Below are 13323 nucleotides of genomic sequence, written 5' to 3'. Positions count from 1 at the left end.
TACCTCTACTCCTCCGCCGGCTCCTCGCCGTCGGCGTCGGCGTCGCGCTCGGCGTTGCCGGCCAGGATCTGCTCGGCGATCAGGCCGGAGTTCTGGCGGATCGCGGCTTCGATCTTGGCGGTCATGTCCGGATTGGCCTTGAGGAACGATTTCGAATTCTCACGTCCCTGCCCGAGACGCTGGCTATCGTAGGAGAACCAGGCGCCGGACTTCTCGACGATGCCGGCCTTGACGCCGAGATCGAGGATCTCGCCCATCTTGGAGACGCCCTCGCCATACATGATGTCGAACTCGACCTGCTTGAACGGCGGCGCCAGCTTGTTCTTCACCACCTTCACACGGGTGGAATTGCCGATCACCTCGTCACGCTCCTTGATCGCGCCGATGCGGCGGATGTCGAGGCGGACCGAAGCATAGAACTTCAGCGCATTGCCGCCGGTGGTGGTCTCCGGCGAGCCGTACATCACACCGATCTTCATGCGGATCTGGTTGATGAAGATCACCATCGTGTTGGACTTGTTGATCGAGGCCGTCAGCTTGCGCAGAGCCTGGCTCATCAGGCGGGCCTGCAGGCCCGGCAGCGACTCGCCCATCTCGCCTTCGAGTTCGGCCTTCGGCACCAGCGCCGCCACGGAGTCGACCACCAGCACGTCGACCGCACCGGAACGCACCAGGGTGTCGCAGATCTCCAGCGCCTGCTCACCCGTATCCGGCTGCGAGATCAGAAGCTCGTCGATGTTCACGCCGAGCTTGCGCGCATACACCGGATCGAGCGCATGCTCGGCATCGATGAAGGCGCAGATGCCGCCCTTCTTCTGCGCTTCCGCCACCGTGTGCAGCGCCAGCGTGGTCTTGCCCGAGGATTCCGGCCCGTAGATCTCGACGATGCGGCCCTTCGGCAGACCGCCGATGCCGAGCGCGATGTCGAGCCCAAGCGAGCCGCTGGACACCGTATCGACATCCATCGAACGGTCGTTCTTGCCCAGCTTCATCACCGAGCCCTTGCCGAACTGACGCTCGATCTGGGACAGCGCAGCGGAGAGCGCCTTACTCTTATCCATGGAGGAACCTTCGACGATACGCAGGGCGGTGGCGGACATTGGCGCTCCTTATGGCGGGGATTCGCGGGATGGACAAACGGTTAACGAGGTCGGCCAGCAATCTTGAGGTGAATGTACTCTATCCGTTCTTTGTTCGCAATATGTTCTTCTCGACATTCACACCTCTCTTTCACAAACCCCTGACAACCCGCGGGAGACACGCCTGCCGCTCGAAGGCCGAGGGCCGGCGCGCGGTGCACCGAGCACCAGCGAGGGAGCGCTGCCCGATCAGCGCGCCCGGAAGCGAAGTACGGCATGCGGGATGCTGGATGACGGCGACTGCGAAGGGATCCCGATTCCAGCTGGAGGCGGAAGCCATGCGCGCGAGCGGCGCAGCCGCCGACCGGCGATCACGCGGATTAAAACCAAACTGTCCGAGCGCTCCAACCTCATCTCCCGCACCAGCGGCAGACGCCGACCCAACTATAAATTGTTATTGTCGTCTCGGCCGTGTCCCATCATCCTGCTGGTCCTTCTCTGTGAGCCTCGCAGACTGCTTCCAATTTTCGGAACCAGCATGACCGGATCCAACAACGAACAGACCCTCACGCTGTGGCGCCCTGTCGGCCCAAAGGAGCTTGCCTTGATCGAGGCGTCGGGCATGCGTGCGTTTCCGCCGCGCCTTCCGGAGCAGCCGATCTTCTACCCGGTGCTGACCGAGGACTATGCCGTGAAGATCGCACGGGACTGGAACGTGCCGGCGAGCGGCGCCGGCCACGTGCTGCGCTTTGCGATCCTGCGAGGCTTCATCGACACCTACGAGGTGCGCGAGGCCGGCGGCCGCAAGCATCGCGAGTACTGGATTCCCAGCGAAGACCTCGCCGACTTCAACGCCGCAATCGTTGGACCGATCGTGCTTGTCAGGTCTTTTCCTTGAAACTACCAACTCCTACACGCGTGCGTAGATCGCACATTCCGTGGTTCTCCTGAGAGGAACGAAGTTCCATCGCCTCTTCTGCTTTTGTTCGGCTCGTCGTGCGTGCAGGCGCACGATTTCGATGCAGACGCGCAGCCGCGCGCAAGCGGCGGCCGGCCATCAGGTTCCGCATCACGTGGCGTGCAAGCACTCGACGGCCACCATATGACGGACGACAGATGAAGCGACGAACCTCGGACGCCCCCGTGTCGGACCCTGCCCAAGGATGCGTTAGCGCGCCATTGGCGCGGCTCCTCATGCCGGCCCGAGGAATGGCCCGGAAAAAACCCGCGTGATCCGCATCACGCGCGCCGGCGCTCACGACATCTTCAAGCCACAAACCATTGTCATAAACTTTGGGTTGCGTTATAGAATCGTGGTTGTCGTACGTCTGAGCAGATTTTTGATCAGCCCCGGATTTGTTTGTTCGTTGCGATGATGGTCGCCGCACATCCTCTAGTGTATCGCCTTTGGTGTGCCGTCGACCGATCCCTTGCAGCCTGCCAGCTCCGACACTTGCAGGCTCCGTCACACGTAGGCGCACGGCCCTGAAACCATCCGCGCCGAAAGAAAGCCCCGGACGACGTCCGGGGCTTTCGACGTTGATAGCTCCGCTCGGGATGCATCTCCCTCCGTCATTGTCGTGATGTCGGGGAACGGATCGCGTGCGTTGCGCTTCATATTGGCGATGACAACAAATGACGTGACGTGCCCGTCCTGCAGGGCCGGCCTTCAAAGGATCGAGCTTCACTCGCAGCAAGACGCCGCGGGAGAGAGGCGTTGTCCGGCCTGCGATGAACTCTTGGAAATGGTCGACGGCGCGACGCAGATCGCCTACCGACTGACAGTCGTGCCGGAACGGATCTTCGACCACAGCCAGGTGCGCGTCCCACGGCGGCCGATCGAGATTGCAACCTTGATCTGACGCAAGGCACGCCTACAGATTTCGCACTAATTTAATCGTGTCACTGCCGAACTGCCCTCGCTGGGAAGCTACGACGTTGACGCCGAGCCTCGGACCGCAGCGGTCCGAGGCTCATTCGTTGGCCCGCGATTCGTCCGGTTGCGCCGCACATCACCAACGGCAATCAGCCTAACCGAAGCGATCAGCGCGACCGACCGTATTTTACCGGAATTGATCCGAGTGGGTTTTGCGCTTCCATTTGTGGTGCGTACATCAAACCCAGCGGCCTGGGGCGGTCAGGGCTCACCGGTTTTGGCAATGCCGCTCTATTTCTTTCGTATCCGCAACGGCCACTTCTCAGGCGCGTCCGAGTATGGGACCGAGTGCGCCGACCGCAATGCAGCCTGGAAAGAGATGACCACCGTCTGTGCCGACATGGCCAGCAGCATCTCGCGCAAGCTCGCCGAAAACTCCGAATGGCAGATGGAGCTGCTCGACGAGGCAAGGCAGCCGGTCTTCCGCATCCGGATCGTCGCCGAGTCGCTGGATCAGGCCTGACGGCTCGCCACACCTCTTGTGGATCGTCGCAGGCGAAAGACGCAACCTAAGATTGCAGTCAACGAGGTTGACTGCGCGTCATTTCGGCAGCCGAACTTGATCGAGATCAAAATGCCTGTCTGCATCTTGGCAGACATTTAAATTTGTATGGGTAATCTGATCTTCAAATGTCCGCGAACGGGGATGAACGTGCAGCATTGGCTGGAAGAGCCGAAGCCGGGCGATCCCACGTGCTCCTATGAAACCGTGGTCTGCAAGGCCTGCACGCGGCTTCATTTCATCAATCGCGATACACGCAAGCTTCTTGGCGAAAAGGAATGAGGCGCTCGCGGCAATCGTTCAATCGGCGCTGGGAAGCCGTCGCATCGTGAACTCGATGGCCCCATCGGGAAGCTCGCGCCAGCTTTCGACCGCGCTCATGTAGCCGGCCTTGGGATAGCGGGTCAGATAGTCACGGGCCTTGGCGCGCGCTTGCTCGCGCGGCAGCGTGAACGTGTCGCGAACGTAGCCGTCGCGAGCCCCCACGGCGCCCTTCTGGCGCCGGGCCGCCATCCGGCTGGCAATGTCCCGGGGGCGCATCCCCATCGACGAACTCCAACGCGCTGCCACACCGTCAATATAGACGGGGCCGCGAGGAATCCGAGTCCGCAATCGGCAAATGGGCCCCGAAGGGTCAGAGCCCGCCCGACCCGAGCGCGATAAATCTCAGTTGGTGCTGCCGACAGCCTTCGGCTTCTTGGCCGCGGTGGTCTTCATGGCAGGCGCCGCCTTGGGCTGCTCCGCCGCCCGGACGTTGCCCCAGGGATCGGTGCTCGTCTTGGCGTCCGGAATCTTGCGCATGGTGTCCCTGTAGGCCTGCTCCCGCGCCGCTTCGGCCTCTTTCTCCTCGGGCGACTTGGAGGGACCGTCGGCGAGAAGGTTGATGTTGGGCATCTGCGCCATTGCGGGCACCGCCCAGCCGGCCAGCACGGCGACCGCCATCGTCACGATCAGCTTCTTCATTGGTTACTCCCCGGTATAGGCGCCTTATACCATCGCTTCGCCATGCGCCAAGCCCGCGGCACTGTGCCGGAACGGTGGAGCGCAGGTCGGGATGTTCACGGCCGCATCGTCTGCGCGCACCTCCCGTCTGTTCCACGGCAGGCCATCATCATAGTTTTCCAACTCCGGCCTTTTCAAGCCGCCGCTCTGCGGCAACATTCCGGCAGCTCCGCCGATCGCGGCGAGGCAAGTCGATGCCAAGACACGTCGATGACACGATCATGGAAGGACCTCCGCGCGTGCCGAACGAGACCCTGAACTTCACCACCGACGACGCGAGGCGCATCCTCGATGACGTGTTCGCGCCCTGGATCAAGGATCTTGGCTTGATCGTCGAGGACATCGCGCCGTCTCCGCAGGGCGAAGCCGGCGCCATCCTGCGCATGCCGTTTTCGCCGCGGCTCTGCCGCGACAATGGCGTCGTCTGCGGCCAGGCGCTGATGGCTTTTGCCGATACCGCGATGGTGATCGGGATGGTCACCGCCAGCGGCGGCTACCGGCCGATGACCACTGTCGACCAGACCACGCATTTCATGCGCGCCATTGCCTCCGCCGACGTGATGGCCGATGCGCGCGTGGTGCGGATGGGCCGCACCATGAGCTTCGGCCGGGTCACACTGACCAGCGCCGGCGATGGCAAGCCAGTGGCCATGGTGTCGAGCGCCTTCGCGATGCTCTGATCCGCGGCCTGGCCGGGTTAACGAAACGTGAAGGCGAGGGCCCGGGCTTCGCACGCCGGATTCATCTGATCGAAACGCGAGCCTGATTTATTTTAGGTGCTTTTGACGCGAAAGGTGACGCCGTCCGGCACCGGAATACAGGCCATGAGCGAGACGAGTGACAAGCGCATTGCACCGAGGCATCGGGTGCTGAAGCAGGGCAGGCTGGCATTCGACGGCGGCGGCGCGGTCGATTGCATGGTCCGCAACATGTCCGACACCGGCGCCAGGGTCGAGGTGGTCAGTCCGGTCGGTCTGCCCGAAGCCTTCACGCTGGTGATCCCGGCCGACAAATTCACGCGGCGCTGCCACGCAGTCTGGAGCCACGACAAGCGGATCGGCGTGGCATTCGACTGATAGCGGCGCGGCGGGCTAGACCCACCGCAGGCGCCATCGCCACAACACCACCAACAGGCCGGCCAGCACCCCGGCCGCGAGCAGGGAGCCGGCGGCGAACCGTCCGCCCGGACGATCAATCGTCCGTGACCACAGCGAGGGCCCTTCGCCATCGCGCGCCAGCCGAAACGCCACGACGCTGTCGCCGAGCGACGTTCCCGCCTCCGAATGGCCGCCGGCTGCGGTCACCACGAATTGCTCGCCCTTCCATTCATAGGTCATCGGATTGGCGACGCCCGGCGCGGGCAACCGGCCCTGCCAGAGCTCCTGACCTGAGACAGCATCAAAGGCGCGCAGATAGGCGTCCATTGCGCCGGTGAAGACGAGGCCGCCGGCTGTGACCACGACGCCGTTGACGAGCGGCGTGCCCCATTTGAACGCCAGCCCGAGCGGTGCGCGATCCTCGGTGGTACCGACGGTCGAGCGCCACAGGATCTTGCCGGCCTTGAGATCGACCGCGACCATTTCGCCCCATGGCGGCCGGTTGCACAACAGGCCGAGCTTGGACATGGCGACCACCCGCGTCACCGCGAACGGCGACCCGCGCTGCAGCCCGACATCGACACCACGCGGCGGCGTCATCCCGTCAGCTTCCGCACGCGGGATCAGCCGGACGATGTGGATGGCACGGCTGACATTGGCGTAGAGGATCTGATGGACGGGATCGAACGCCGCCCCGCCCCAGTTCACGCCGCCGCCGGTCATCGGAAACAGCAACGTGCCCTGGATCGTGGGCGGCGTGTACAAACCCTCATTGCGCAATGGCGCGAGCTGATCGTCGCAGGAGGAATCCAGGACGCGCGGCACGGCCCTGAAAATATCATCCGCTGCGAAGCGCTGATCGAGCAGCGGCGGCACATGGGTCGGGAATGGCTGCGTCGGTGATAGAACCTCACCCTCGGCGGCGCCTTGCGGCACTGCGCGCTCCTCCACCGGCCAGACCGGCGCGCCGGTGTCGCGGTCGAGCACGAACACGAAGCCCTGCTTGGTCGGCTGTATGACGACGTCACGCGCCCCCTGCCCGGCATCGATTAGGGCCAACGTCGGCTGCGCCGGCAGATCGTAATCCCAGACGTCGTGGTGCGTGGTCTGAAACGACCAGGCCAGTTCGCCGCTTTCAATCCGCAAAGCGACCACGGAATCGGCATGCCGGTTGTCACCCGGACGCGCACCGCCGAAGAAATCCGGACTGGGCGACGAGGTCGGAAGGAAGACGAGGCCGCGCGTCTCGTCGACCGACATCGGCGCCCAGACGTTCGCATGTCCCGCCGCGATGCCGTCATGGATCAACGGATCGAAACTCCAACGCAGCGCGCCGGTGCGCGCATCGAAACCGCGGACCGTGCCTTTGGGCGCATCGACCCGCACATTGTCGCCGATCGATGAGCCGACCACCACGACACCCCCGCCCACCACCGGCGCCGAGGTGATCTGGAACTCGCCCGGCCATAGCAGATCCTTGGAAATGTCGATCCGCGCTTCGCCGTCCGATCCAAAGCCGGCGCAGGGCTGTCCCGTTTGCGCGTCGAGGGCGATCAGGCGAGCATCGACCGTGCCCATGAACAGCCTGCTGCGGCATGCCGCGCCGGCCGGCGCCCGCTCGTCCACCCAATGGGCAACGCCGCGGCAGGCATAGCGATTGGCCGGGCGCCGCCCGTCACCGACCTTGGGATCGAAACGCCAGCGCTGCACGCCGGTGCCGGGATCGAGCGCGACCACCTCATTGAACGGCGTGCAGAACACCAGGCTGTCCTCGACCAGGATCGGCGTCGCCTCGAACTTGGTCCGCAAGGCTGCCGCGGGCGGCCGGCGCTGCAGATCCGCGGTGTGATAGTCCCAGGCAGGCACCAGCCGATCGACATTGGAAGGCGTGATCTGCGCCAGCGGCGAGAACCGCGTTCCACCGGCATCGCCGCCCCAGTGCTGCCAGCCAAGGGCCGGCACGACCGTCAACTGGCTCCCGACGAGGACCGCGCAAACACCTGCTCGACGCAACGACATGACCCTTCCCTCCCGCAGACTGCATCCGAAGCGACGCACCGGGACGATGAAAGCAGCCTTCGCGGGCGGATCGAGCAGGATGGGACGGGCGGCGGCATCCGCGGGACGAGTGGTGAGGAGCGATGACGAATGGCAGAACCGAGAGGATGACCCGAACGGACGTCCCCCGCCAAACATCAGTGGCCGCCCTTGCGGGCGGCCACATCGATGCGCAGACGTCAGCCAGCTTCAGTAGCCATAGCCGCGCCGTGTCGGATAGTTCTGAGGTGCCCGCCCATAGCCACCGCCATAGCCGCCGCCGATGCCGATCCCGATACTGACCGGCGGCACCACGCGCACCGGCGGTCCATAATACGCGCGCGGCGGAGGCGGTGGCGCGTAGACGACGACATCGTCGTCAGGGTCGCGTCGGGGCGTGCGGCCGGCGCGCTTGGGAGGGTCCTCGTCGCGCTTCCTCGCCGGCTTCTCTTCGACCCGCTTCGGCGTCTCAGACTTCCGAGCCGGCGGAGGCGTCTGCGAGCATGGGCAGGTCGGGCCTGCCGCGGCAACGGCCGGCACGACCGGCAGGGTTGCCGAAGTGGCGGCCGGGGTCGCTGCATTGGCGGCCGCCACCACCGGCGTCACCACGGGCCGGTTGCGCAGGCGCTCGATCAGCTTGCGCGCGGTCGGGGTCAGGTCGCTGTTCGGATAGCGGTCGAGAAAGCCCTGATAGGACGCCACCGTATTGATCAGCACCGCCTCGTTCCAGGCTGCCATCCTGTTGTGGAGGTCGAGCCATTCGCGCGCCTGCGGGCCATAGGGCGGCGCGGTGTAGAGCGTCACGAAGGCCTCATACGCCTCGACGCTGCCGTCGCCGACGATGATTTCGTTGGCGGCCTCGATCGGCTTGCCCTCCAGGCTGCGCTTCCATTCGTCGACGCTGCGCTTGGCGACGACCGGCCGCGGGCCGGCATTGGCAGCGCCCCCATCCGCCGACCCGACGAAGCGAAAATCCTCCGTCAAGGACGACGAATCCCACGGCGTCTGCCGGCCCTCGGTGACCTTGTTCACCGCAACGCGCACGCGCTTGAACGCCTGCTCGATGGGAAGGTCCGGCTCCCGCGCCGCCTGCAGCAGTGCGGTGGTATAGGGGCTGTTGGCGCCGGTGCCATCCTCGGCTTCCGCGCCGGGCGAGGTCGAGTAGGACAGGAAGGTGCCCGGCGCTCCCGTCTTTGTGTCGACCAGCGCAAGGCCACGGCCCGCGTTCTGGCTGATGGCGGGAAACGGATTGTTGCGGCAGGCATCGAGCAGCAGGATTCGCATCCGGCTCGGCACCGAATTGAGCGTGTTCAGGAGATCGTTGAGACGCACGGCCTGCAGCGGAATGTCGGCTTCACGTCGCGGATCGACGTCCACGGGTACGAGATAGTTCTCGCCATCGATCTGCAGTCCGTGGCCGGCATAGAACACCAGCGCCACCGTGTCGGGTCCCTTGGCCGCGATCTTGGCGGCGAAGTCGCCGACCTCCCTGTTGAGGTCCCGCTGCGACAGATCGGCGGCGGTCGTCACGTCGAACCCCGCTTCACCCAGCATCTTCGCCATTGCCTTGGCGTCGTTGGCGGGATTCGGCAGCGGCGTCACCGAACGATAGGCCGACTGCCCGATCACCAGCGCCAGCCTGCTGCTTTCAGCCAATGCGGGAGCAAGGCCGGCAAACAGGCCGCCGGCGAGCAATGCAGCCCTGAGAGCGTGCCGAAACATGGGATCTCCAATCTGCTCATGGCGTGCCTGTTGGTCGAGCCGGTTCGCGGCCCGGTTCATCCCGACGAGCACAATCCGGTGAGCACGATGCCGGACGGCCGGCGCCGTTCGCGCGCGCATGACTGCCGCCGGCCGCGACCGGACATCGTTGCTGCACGAGTTTCCCGCAGCAATGCCGCGATCTCTCGCTAGCGTGCGCGCCGCAATGGGGGACGATGCGGCATGCGGCGGATTGCGTCACGCGTGGGGCTGCTCTCGGGGCTGCTCTCGGCCCTGCTCCTGATCGGCTGCGCCGCCGACAGCAATGCGCGCCTGCCGGCCTTCATGCGGGCCAAGGCGCCCGAGCCGCCGCAGCCCGAAGCCGCGCCAGATGTCGCGCTTCTCGTGCGCAAGAATCTCGACATGATCTTCGTCGCAACGACGCTGCCACGTGATGTCGAGGCAACATCCGCCCGACATGCCGATGCCGGCGATACATGGACCGCCTGCGTGCGGGCTCAGATCATATCCGCCAGTGGGACCGCGCTCCGGCGCCAGACCTATCGGCTCTTGATCAGGCACAACGAGATCATCGACCGGCGGCGCGCGGCGACCGGCGACGACTGTGTTTCTGAAGATTACAAAGCCGTCCTGCCGACGAAGTAATTCCCTCCGAAGACAAGCTGGATCGGCCACGTCGGCTGGAACTCGCCCTGTCGGTGGGCGTACAGGAACGGGCTACCGCACCGGTCGCAGATTGTTAGTTCTTAGCTAACGCAAATCCGCAACCGCACAGCGAACGAATGGCTCAAATTTAACAATTCCTGCGGAACATCGGGGCCTAAACGCGGAATGACCCTGGACCTGGTTTTCCATGAACGTTCACCTCGTCGGCGATGACACGGCCAAGCTCGCTATGCTTCGCGGCATGCTGGCCGAACGCTGCTCGCTCACATCTGAACTGATCGGTGATGCCGACTTCAAAGGCGGCGACATCGACGCGATCGTCGTGGCCGCCGATCTGCGCCACGTCGACAACATCACCGCATTGAAGGAGATCTCGGAGCGGCTCTCGCGTATTCCGCGGCGGATCTTCCTGACCAACAACAAATCCCGTCTGTCAACGGTCCAGGCCTATGCGCTCGGTGCGACAAGTGTATTGTCGAGCACGCCGAGCCGCAATCAGTTGCTCGGAAAGCTGCTCGATGTGCGTCCCGGTTCTGCGGCCAAGAGCATCGCGGTCGACGACCGACAGGCCGCATTTGCCGGCGCGTCCTGCATCGCCTCGATGTTTGCAGCCGTGCTGGGCGGTGCAGCGATCGACGTCGAGGAGACCCGGCGGGCGGGCAAGCGAATCGCCGACTGTATAGCGGAAAACGGTCTGTCCGATTGGCTTGCCACCGTTCGCCGCCATCACGAAGGCACCTATCAACACTGCCTGCTCGTGACCGGCATCACCGTGGATTTCGGCTTGAGCCTCGGCGTCCACAGTTCGGATCTGGAGCGTCTCTACATGGCCGCGATGTTCCACGACATCGGCAAGGCCAAGATCCCGCTCACCATTCTCGACAAGCCGGGCCGGCTCGACGTCAAGGAACGTACGCTGGTGGAAACCCATCCGGTGGCCGGTTACGATGCACTGAAGGACAACGCAGCGATCACCGACGAAGTGCTGAAGGCGGTGCGCAACCATCACGAATTTCTCGACGGCAGCGGCTATCCCGATGGGCTGATGGCCGACAGCATCCCGGACCTGACGCGCATCCTCACCATCTCCGACATCTTCTCGGCGCTGATCGAATACCGCAGCTACAAGCCGATGATGACGCGCGAGAAGGCCTACGAGATCCTCCGGGGGATGGAGGGCAAGCTCGAGAAGCCGCTGATCGGCGCCTTCCGCGAGGTGGCGCTGATCCGCTGACCGCATCAGGCGACGTGCTGAACCGGCCGTTAACGCATCGATTCGAATTGTCTGCCAACGGCAAGTGTCTCTTGTCAGCTTTGCGCTAGTGTCGCGCGCGGTGTGGGTTGTCCGCGCCGCGAGGGGACCATCGGGACGTGGCCGAGATCATCGATCGCGCGATTGCGACTGCTTCATCGACGGCAAGGAACCAGCAGGCCGGTCCGCTCGAACGCGTGCGCGCCGCTGACCTGGTGCCGCTCGATACCGTTTCACCGCAGGCGTGGCAGGATCTGGCGGAGCATGCGCGGGAGCCGAACGGCTATTACCTGCCCGGCTGGGAACGCGCGGTGAACGCCACGGCACGCGGCCGCACCGGAACATCGGCGCTGTGCGCATGGGATGACGATCAGCCCTCGCGTCTCATCGGCCTGATGCCCACGACCTCTCTATGGCATGCCTGCAAGCTTCCCCTGCCCGCGCTCGCCAGCGGCCATCCCTACGGCACGCTGTGCACGCCGCTGCTCGACAGAAGGAGCGCGGAGCGGGCTGCGGCGCAACTGCTCGACGCTGCGCGACGAACAGGCGCGCGCGCCCTGCTGCTGCGAGACATGTCGCTGGCAGGCTCCGTGATGCAGGCGTTCGAGGCGGCGCTTCGTCGCGTGGATCTGCGCCCGCGCGTGCTGCAATCCTATGACCGGGCCCTGCTCGATGCGAGCGGGGACGCCGACACGGTGCTGCATGATGCGCTCGGCGCCAAAAAGCTGAAGGAGTTGCGCCGCCTGCGTCATCGGCTGGCCGAGCATGGCGACGTCCGCTTCGAGGTCGCGCGCTCTCCCGGCGACGTTTCCACTGCGCTGGAGACTTTTCTGGTGTTGGAGGCGAGCGGTTGGAAGGGGCGTCGCGGCACTGCGCTGATCCAGCACGACGGCGACGCGGCGTTCATCCGACGCGCTGCACCGGCGCTGGCACAGCACGAGGCCTGCGAGATCATCAGCCTCATCGCGGGCGACACCACCGTCGCCGCAGGCGTCGTATTGCGGCATCAGGATCGCGCCTTTTTCTTCAAGCTCGGCGTCGACGAGCGCTTCGCGAAATACTCGCCCGGTGTCCAGCTGACGCTCGACCTGACGCGGCACCTTTGCGCGGATCCGAAGATCAACGCCGCCGACTCCACCGCCGGTCCCGACCATCCCATGATCAACCCGATCTGGCGCGAACGCCTTGCCATCGGCGACGTGATTATCCCGCTCTATACGCGCGATCCGGTCGTCGAGCTTATTCACGGCGCATTGACTGCGCGACGCGAAGGCCTCGCCGTGGCACGCCGCGCCGTGCACGCGGTCCGCGCCATCCGAAAGCGCCGGCCGACTACTCAGCCGCCTCGGCGTTGACCTCCGCCGACACCTGCCGGATGGCGCGCGCCAGCATCTGCGGATCCTGCGCGCCGGAGACGGCGTATTTCTGCGCGAAGACGTAGGTCGGCACTCCGGAGATGCCCTTCTCTGCGGCCTCCTGCGCCTGGGCCGAGACCAGCGCCACATCCTCGTCGGTCGCCAGCATCTTGCGGACCACCTCGGCATCGAGCCCGCACTCCGCTGCGGCCTGTACCAGCACCTCGACATCGGTCAGATCGCCGCCGTCGCGGAAATACAACTCCATCAGCCGCTGCTTCATCTCGGGCGCCTTGCCGATCTCGCCGGCCCAGCGGATCAGGCGATGACAATCGATCGTGTTGGGCTGACGGGCGACACGATCGGGATGATAGCTCAGCCCCTCCTGCTCCGCGGCCGCGACCACGCGGCCTGCGATGCCCTTGTAGGCTTCAACCGATCCGAACTTGGTCGTGAGGTACTGCTCGCGGCTGATGCCCTCGCGCGGCACCCAGGGATTGAGGAAGAACGGCCGAAAGTTCACCTCGACCGGCACGTCAGGCACGAGCTTCAGCGCCTCCTCGATGCGCTTCTTGCCGATGTAGCACCAGGGACAGACGACATCGGAGACGACATCGATGATCAGCGGCTTCAAGGTGCTCATGTGCGTGCCTCCGGGTTCCCATGGCTGCGCCC

General features: G+C 64.9%; 14 protein-coding genes. 8 read left to right on the top strand and 6 right to left on the bottom strand.

The window, feature by feature from the left end; all coding sequences use genetic code 11:
• Positions 1-5: 5 nt before the first annotated feature.
• Positions 6-1100: a recombinase RecA gene (gene recA, locus QX048_RS29965; RefSeq protein ID WP_315828231.1), complete on the bottom strand. Its 1095-nt coding sequence runs from the start codon at positions 1098-1100 to the stop codon at positions 6-8.
• 583 nt (positions 1101-1683) lie between these two features.
• Here recA and QX048_RS29960 point away from each other — a divergent pair.
• The 3 genes from QX048_RS29960 to QX048_RS29950 all read left to right on the top strand — a co-directional run bounded on the left by QX048_RS29960 (position 1684) and on the right by QX048_RS29950 (position 3799).
• Positions 1684-1977, top strand: coding sequence for a hypothetical protein (locus QX048_RS29960; RefSeq protein ID WP_315716194.1), 294 nt, complete (start codon positions 1684-1686; stop codon positions 1975-1977).
• Between the two features lie 1261 nt (positions 1978-3238).
• On the top strand, positions 3239-3478 hold the full coding sequence (locus QX048_RS29955) for a DUF6894 family protein (RefSeq protein WP_012045383.1): 240 nt from the start codon (positions 3239-3241) through the stop codon (positions 3476-3478).
• Positions 3479-3661: 183 nt separating this feature from the next.
• Positions 3662-3799: a hypothetical protein gene (locus QX048_RS29950; protein WP_315828230.1), complete on the top strand. Its 138-nt coding sequence runs from the start codon at positions 3662-3664 to the stop codon at positions 3797-3799.
• A gap of 18 nt (positions 3800-3817) precedes the next feature.
• Here QX048_RS29950 and QX048_RS29945 read toward each other — a convergent pair whose 3' ends face one another.
• Both QX048_RS29945 and QX048_RS29940 read right to left on the bottom strand, forming a co-directional pair.
• Positions 3818-4063, bottom strand: coding sequence for a hypothetical protein (locus QX048_RS29945; protein WP_315828229.1), 246 nt, complete (start codon positions 4061-4063; stop codon positions 3818-3820).
• A gap of 120 nt (positions 4064-4183) precedes the next feature.
• Entirely contained in the window at positions 4184-4480 is a 297-nt protein-coding gene (locus QX048_RS29940) for a hypothetical protein (RefSeq protein WP_315716062.1), read from the bottom strand.
• A 260-nt stretch (positions 4481-4740) separates the two neighbouring features.
• Between QX048_RS29940 and QX048_RS29935 the strand changes: the two genes are divergently transcribed.
• Together QX048_RS29935 and QX048_RS29930 are read left to right on the top strand one after the other, a co-directional pair.
• A complete protein-coding gene (locus QX048_RS29935) occupies positions 4741-5199 on the top strand; it encodes a PaaI family thioesterase (RefSeq protein ID WP_409977944.1) in 459 nt (152 codons plus the stop codon).
• Between the two features lie 144 nt (positions 5200-5343).
• Entirely contained in the window at positions 5344-5595 is a 252-nt protein-coding gene (locus QX048_RS29930; protein ID WP_315716061.1) for a PilZ domain-containing protein, read from the top strand.
• Positions 5596-5610: 15 nt separating this feature from the next.
• Here QX048_RS29930 and QX048_RS29925 read toward each other — a convergent pair whose 3' ends face one another.
• Positions 5611-7635, bottom strand: a complete 2025-nt coding sequence (locus QX048_RS29925) for a pyrroloquinoline quinone-dependent dehydrogenase (protein WP_315828228.1) — start codon at positions 7633-7635, stop codon at positions 5611-5613.
• Positions 7636-7863: 228 nt separating this feature from the next.
• On the bottom strand, positions 7864-9375 hold the full coding sequence (locus QX048_RS29920) for a caspase family protein (protein WP_315828227.1): 1512 nt from the start codon (positions 9373-9375) through the stop codon (positions 7864-7866).
• A gap of 222 nt (positions 9376-9597) precedes the next feature.
• Between QX048_RS29920 and QX048_RS29915 the strand changes: the two genes are divergently transcribed.
• From QX048_RS29915 to QX048_RS29905, 3 genes are all read left to right on the top strand, one after another.
• Entirely contained in the window at positions 9598-10020 is a 423-nt protein-coding gene (locus QX048_RS29915) for a hypothetical protein (RefSeq protein WP_315828226.1), read from the top strand.
• A 208-nt stretch (positions 10021-10228) separates the two neighbouring features.
• Positions 10229-11275 carry an HD-GYP domain-containing protein gene (locus QX048_RS29910; RefSeq protein ID WP_315716057.1) on the top strand — a complete coding sequence of 349 codons (1047 nt, stop codon included), beginning with the start codon at positions 10229-10231 and terminating at the stop codon, positions 11273-11275.
• Positions 11276-11412: 137 nt separating this feature from the next.
• Positions 11413-12648 carry a GNAT family N-acetyltransferase gene (locus tag QX048_RS29905; RefSeq protein WP_315828225.1) on the top strand — a complete coding sequence of 412 codons (1236 nt, stop codon included), beginning with the start codon at positions 11413-11415 and terminating at the stop codon, positions 12646-12648.
• Here the strand turns inward: QX048_RS29905 and QX048_RS29900 are convergent.
• Positions 12626-13291: a DsbA family oxidoreductase gene (locus QX048_RS29900; RefSeq protein ID WP_315716055.1), complete on the bottom strand. Its 666-nt coding sequence runs from the start codon at positions 13289-13291 to the stop codon at positions 12626-12628. The genes QX048_RS29905 and QX048_RS29900 overlap by 23 nt on opposite strands.
• Positions 13292-13323: the final 32 nt, after the last annotated feature.

It is taken from the genome of Bradyrhizobium sp. SZCCHNS30572, assembly GCF_032484415.1.
In the GTDB taxonomy this organism is placed as follows: Bacteria; Pseudomonadota; Alphaproteobacteria; order Rhizobiales; family Xanthobacteraceae; genus Bradyrhizobium.
This window is presented reverse-complemented; position numbering and strand designations above follow the sequence as displayed.